General features: G+C 71.3%; 4 protein-coding genes. 2 read left to right on the forward strand and 2 right to left on the reverse strand.

The annotated features are described in order from the left end of the window. Window positions 1-451: 451 nt before the first annotated feature. Window positions 452-742, reverse strand: coding sequence for a DUF3040 domain-containing protein (locus AOK11_RS36090; RefSeq protein WP_055597860.1), 291 nt, complete (start codon window positions 740-742; stop codon window positions 452-454). A 737-nt stretch (window positions 743-1,479) separates the two neighbouring features. Between AOK11_RS36090 and AOK11_RS36095 the strand changes: the two genes are divergently transcribed. Both AOK11_RS36095 and AOK11_RS36100 read left to right on the forward strand, forming a co-directional pair. Then, window positions 1,480-2,484 (forward strand): HAMP domain-containing sensor histidine kinase, encoded by a 1,005-nt coding sequence (locus AOK11_RS36095; protein ID WP_055597861.1) that lies wholly within the window; start codon window positions 1,480-1,482, stop codon window positions 2,482-2,484. Next, entirely contained in the window at window positions 2,481-3,179 is a 699-nt protein-coding gene (locus AOK11_RS36100; RefSeq protein WP_055597862.1) for a response regulator, read from the forward strand. Before AOK11_RS36095 ends, AOK11_RS36100 begins: the two co-directional genes overlap by 4 nt. Before the next feature lie 111 nt (window positions 3,180-3,290). Here the strand turns inward: AOK11_RS36100 and AOK11_RS36105 are convergent, their stop codons facing one another. After that, complete coding sequence (locus tag AOK11_RS36105; protein ID WP_079035301.1) at window positions 3,291-4,616, reverse strand: cation:proton antiporter; 1,326 nt, start codon at window positions 4,614-4,616, stop codon at window positions 3,291-3,293. Window positions 4,617-5,058 lie beyond the last annotated feature (442 nt).

A 5,058-nucleotide genomic window follows, 5' to 3' on the forward strand; every position in this document is an offset into this window, starting at 1 on the left:
GGGGCGGGTACGGCACGGGCTGCGGCCGGGGCGGGAACCGGCGGCGCTCGCGGCTGGTGAGGGACGCGTCAGCGCCGGGTGCGGCTGCTCGGACGGCAGACGGCGCCGCCGGTATCAGGGACGCCGTCGCGGGCGGCGTTGTCGACACGTACGGGGATCACTCGACCCATGTCACGCCCCCGTTCTTCTTCCCGTCGGTTCAACCGGTCGGCGCCGCTCGGCACTCGGTACGCGGCACCCAGGGCACGGCACACTCGGTACACCGCACTCAGTGCCCAGTACTCAACGCGCAGAGTTCAACGCTCGACGAAAGAGCGGAACGCTGCTCAACGGAGCGTAAGCGCTTGGTAAAGATTTTAGCGCACCCCAAACCGGGGTGCGCTGGGAAGAACGCCGCACAGCATGACAAAGCGACGTACGGGAATGTGGAACGACCCGGCGGCTTGTGCCCTCAGCGGGTCGAGTGCCGCTCCTGACCGCCGCTCTGCGGCGGGTACGGATCGAACAGTTGTACACCGATTCCGCTGAGCACCAGACCTGTCGCGATGAGCAGCCCGTCGGGCATGATCAGGCCGATGGTCAGCAGGACGAGGCCGACCCCCAGCACCCACCAGGCGCGCGCGTGCCGGTACTCGCGGGGCCGGATGGGCCGCCCGCTGGACATCGAGCGGGCGAAATGCGGGTCGTCCTGCTCGATTCGGGCTGCGAGATCGACGAGGCGCTTGTCGTCGGACTGGGGCACGTCTCCTCCTTCCCGAACGGTGGCAGCACGGTGAGACGGCCGACCGCCACCTCCGAAGCAACGCCTCCGGGCGTCGGTGCCGTGGCAACCGACGCCGGGGCGGAAAAGTGAAACGCCGGCCCTCAGGAATCTCGACACTCCACCATCGGGCCGACCTTGGGAGTTTGCCCGTGCGCCGAGGTCATCACCCGCCCGGTACGGGGTGATTCGACGGGGACGGGCCTGCGTCCGCTTCAAGGATCGCCCGCCCGGGGGCCCCGCGACCATCGGGAGCAGCCCCCATCTTCGCGGGGGCCAGGCTGTAGGCGGAGCGGACCGGCGCCGCACACCCACGGGAAAAATGGGGGCTGTCACGGATGGCGCCCCGTCGGACCAGCGCTCACGCTGGGTCGTGACGGCCCGCGCCCGCGCCCCCGGTAGCGCGGGCCTTCAAAAGCTCCGTGGCACGGGAGCCTACGACAGCAGGGCCGCCCCGGGCTGCACCCCTGCCGAGCAGCGCCCTGTGGGGGTGCTGTCCGCCAGGCTGTTCCAGGGGGCAGGACCCGGGAGGCAGCCTCCAGGGGGGCAGGACCGGGGACAGAGGGTCGGGTCACGGCGGTATCGGCGGTATCGGCGGTATCAGGGAAAGACCAGGGGGCGGCAGGGCAGCACTACGGCGGTGCCGGGGCATAAGTACAGCAGGACGGCCGTGCGACGACGGACGGCTCCGGAGAAGCACGGTGAGGAGGTGGTACCGGGTGCCACTGTTCTGGCGGATCTTTTTGCTGAACGCCGTCGTGCTGATCACGGCCACCGTCCTGCTGCTCGGACCGGTCACCGTCTCCACGCCGGTCCTGCTCACCGAGGCCCTCGTGCTCACCGTGGGACTGGCCGCCATGCTCGGTGCCAACGCCCTGCTGCTGCGCGTCGGCCTCGCCCCGCTGCAGCGGGTCACCCGCGCCATGTCCACCACCGATCTGCTCCGCCCGGGACAGCGCCCCGAGGTCACCGGGCGCGGGGAGATCGCCGAGCTGATCAGCACGTACAACACGATGCTCGACCGGCTCGAGGACGAACGCGCTACGAGCAGCGCCCGCGCCCTGTCCGCGCAGGAGGACGAACGCCGTCGGATCGCCCAGGAACTGCACGACGAGGTCGGCCAGAGCCTCACCGCCGTCCTGCTCCAGCTCAAGCGGGTCGCCGACCACTCCCCGCCGGAGCTGCGGGAGGAACTGAGCCTGGTGCAGGAGACCACCCGGGGCAGCCTGGACGAGATCCGGCGCATCGCCCGCCGGCTGCGCCCCGGCGTCCTGGACGAACTCGGCCTGGCCAGCGCCCTCAAGGCACTCACCGCCGAGTTCGGCGGCCCCGGCCTGACGGTGCAGCACCGCCTCGCCCCCGACCTTCCCGATCTGGGCCCGGAGGCCGAACTGGTCCTCTACCGGGTGGCCCAGGAGGGGCTCACCAACATCGCCCGGCACGCGAACGCCCGCCGCGCGGAGGTCTCCCTGCGCCGCACCCCCTCCGGAGTGGAACTGCGCGTCCAGGACGACGGCCGGGGCATCGGCGCCGCCTCCGAGGGCGCCGGCATCCTCGGGATGCGCGAGCGGGCCCTGCTCGTCGGCGCCGACCTCGACGTGGGCCCGGCCGCCGACGGCGGGACCCGAGTACGCCTCGCCGTCCCCGTTCCCGTGCGGGGCCCCGCGCCCGTGCGGACCCCGCCGCCCGCGACCACCGTCCCCGACCGGAAACACCGAACATGACCGAGCCCGGCCCCACCAGCACCCCCACCGGCACCGAGAGCGGCGGCGCCCTGACGCGCATCCTCCTCGCCGACGACCACGCGCTGGTCCGCCGAGGAGTACGTCTCATCCTCGACGGCGAACCGGACCTGACCGTCGTCGCCGAGGCCGACAACGGCGCCGAAGCCCTCGAACAGGCCCGTATCCACGAACCGGACCTGGCCATTCTCGACATCGCCATGCCCCGCCTGACCGGCCTCCAGGCGGCCCGTGAGCTCTCGCGCACCCTGCCGCAGACGCGGATCCTCATTCTGACCATGTACGACAACGAGCAGTTCTTCTTCGAGGCGCTGGGCGCCGGCGCCTCCGGTTACGTGCTCAAGTCCGTCGCCGACCGCGACCTGGTGGAGGCCTGCCGGGCCACCATGCGCGGCGAACCGTTTCTCTACCCGGGCGCCGTCAACGCCCTCATCCGCAACTACCTCGAACTCGCCCGGGACGGCCGGAACCTGCCCGCGAAGGCCATCACCGACCGCGAGGAGGAGATCCTCAAGCTGGTCGCCGAGGGGAACACCTCGCAGCAGATCGCCGACCTCCTCGTCATCAGCCCCAAGACCGTGGAGCGCCACCGCGCGAACCTGCTGGCCAAGCTCGACCTGAAGGACCGGCTGGAACTCACCCGGTACGCCATCCGGGTGGGACTGATCGAACCCTGACTGACCCTGACCAGCCCTCACTGAAGCCTGATCAAGCGTCAGTTTCCGTACTGCTGACGGCCGTTCTCCGTGCGGCCGTTCTCCGTGCGGCCGATGCCCGCTCCTGTGCGGCTAGAGCTCGGCGTCGGCGGGCTCCCGGTCGGGCACGGGCCCGGCGTCCAGGCTTCCGTCGGGCCCCGCGTCCAGATCCGGGGGGAGCCCCGTGCCCGATGAGGGTCCGGTGTCCGGGTCGGTTCCGGTGTCCCGGGACGAGCCGCGGTCGGGCAGCCGGGCCTGGACGGCGCGCAGGGCACGCGCGAGCAGAGGGGACTGCTTGGCGAGCACCGGACCGAGCACGGCGAGGACGAGGACGTATCCGGCGATGAACGGCGTGAGCCGGTCGTCGAGCCCCGCGCCGGTGGCCATGGCGGCCAGGATCAGCGCGAACTCGCCGCGGGAGACGAGCGTGGTGGCGATGTCGGCCGCGATGTCGACGCCGTACCGGTACAGGCGGGCCACCAGGAGGCCCGCGATCAGGTTCATCGCGAGGGTGAGCGCCACCGCGACGGCCACCGGACCCGCGACGGAGGCGATGTCCCCCGGGTCGATGGCCAGCCCGAAGGCGAAGAAGAAGATCGCCGCGAAGGCGTCCCTCAGGGGGTGCACCAGAGTGCGGATCCGGGGCGCCGCGGGGGTACCGGCCACGATCAGACCGACCATGAACGCACCGATGGCGTCGACGACCCCGAGCACCTCGGAGACTCCCGCGACGAAGATCGCGGTCCCGAGGAAGGTGACGACCAGCAGCTCGTTGTCGCGTACGGCCATGATCCGGCCGAACAGCCGGGTTCCGTAGCGGGCGGCGACGGCGAGCACCATCAGGAAGCCGAACGCCTTGGACGCCTGGAGGGCCATGTCCCCGAGGCCCTGGGCGCCACTGAGGACGGGCTGCAGGGCTGCGAGGTACAGCGCGAGGAAGATGTCCTCGACGACGGTGACACCGAGGATGAGGCGGGTCTCGGGCCGGCTGATGTGGCCCAGCTCGATGAGGATCTTCGTGACGATCGCGGAGGACGAGATGCCGAGCACCCCGGCGAGCACCAGGGCCTCCCGCGCTCCCCAGCCGAGGGCGAACCCGAATCCCAGCCCCGCGCCGACGTTGAGCGCCAGGTAGATGCCACCAGCGCTGAGGAGCTGTTTGCCGCCCCGTCTCAGGTCGTCGAGGTGGAACTCCAGGCCGAGGTAGAAGAGCAGCAGGACGAGACCGAGCGCCGACAGCATCGAGAAGTCGTGCGCGTCCTCGACCAGGACCAGGCCGGGCGTGTGCGGGCCGAGCAGAATGCCGGCGAGCATGAACAGCGGGATCGTCGGCAGCCCGATCCGGCTGCCGAGACGGGCCAGGAACGCCGCGGCGAGGAACGCGCCGCCCATGGCGAGCAGGGTGTCGGCATGTCCCACGGGTCACCACCTTCCACAGCACGGGAACGGAGGGGGGAACTGATCGACTGACCCGAGTGGGGAACGCTCCTTCGTGTCGGTGGGGGTTCTCCGCCATACGGGGCCGCGGCCGGTACACCCACGGGTCCCGAGGGGTTACGGCCTGTGCGTCCCGGGACCGCGGCCCGGGGGTTTCTCCACGCTCACATCCGACCCCCGGCACTCGCCATCCGTGACACCACCCAAACGAGATGGCGGACGACACCCACGGGGCATGGGGGAAGGCCCCTCGTCGCGGGCCGGTGCCGGATGCGGCGGAGCCACCGCGCGTTTCCACGCCGTACGGTTCGCGCCGTACGGTTTCGCGCCACGTGGCGGTGGCACACCGTACGGCTTCCCTCCGCGCGGGGACGCACCGGGTGCAAGACTCTCTTCGCCCGACCCAGCCCAGCCCTGGCTCTGT

The sequence above is a fragment of the Streptomyces hirsutus genome (assembly GCF_001418415.1).
Classification (GTDB): Bacteria; Actinomycetota; Actinomycetes; order Streptomycetales; family Streptomycetaceae; genus Streptomyces; species Streptomyces hirsutus.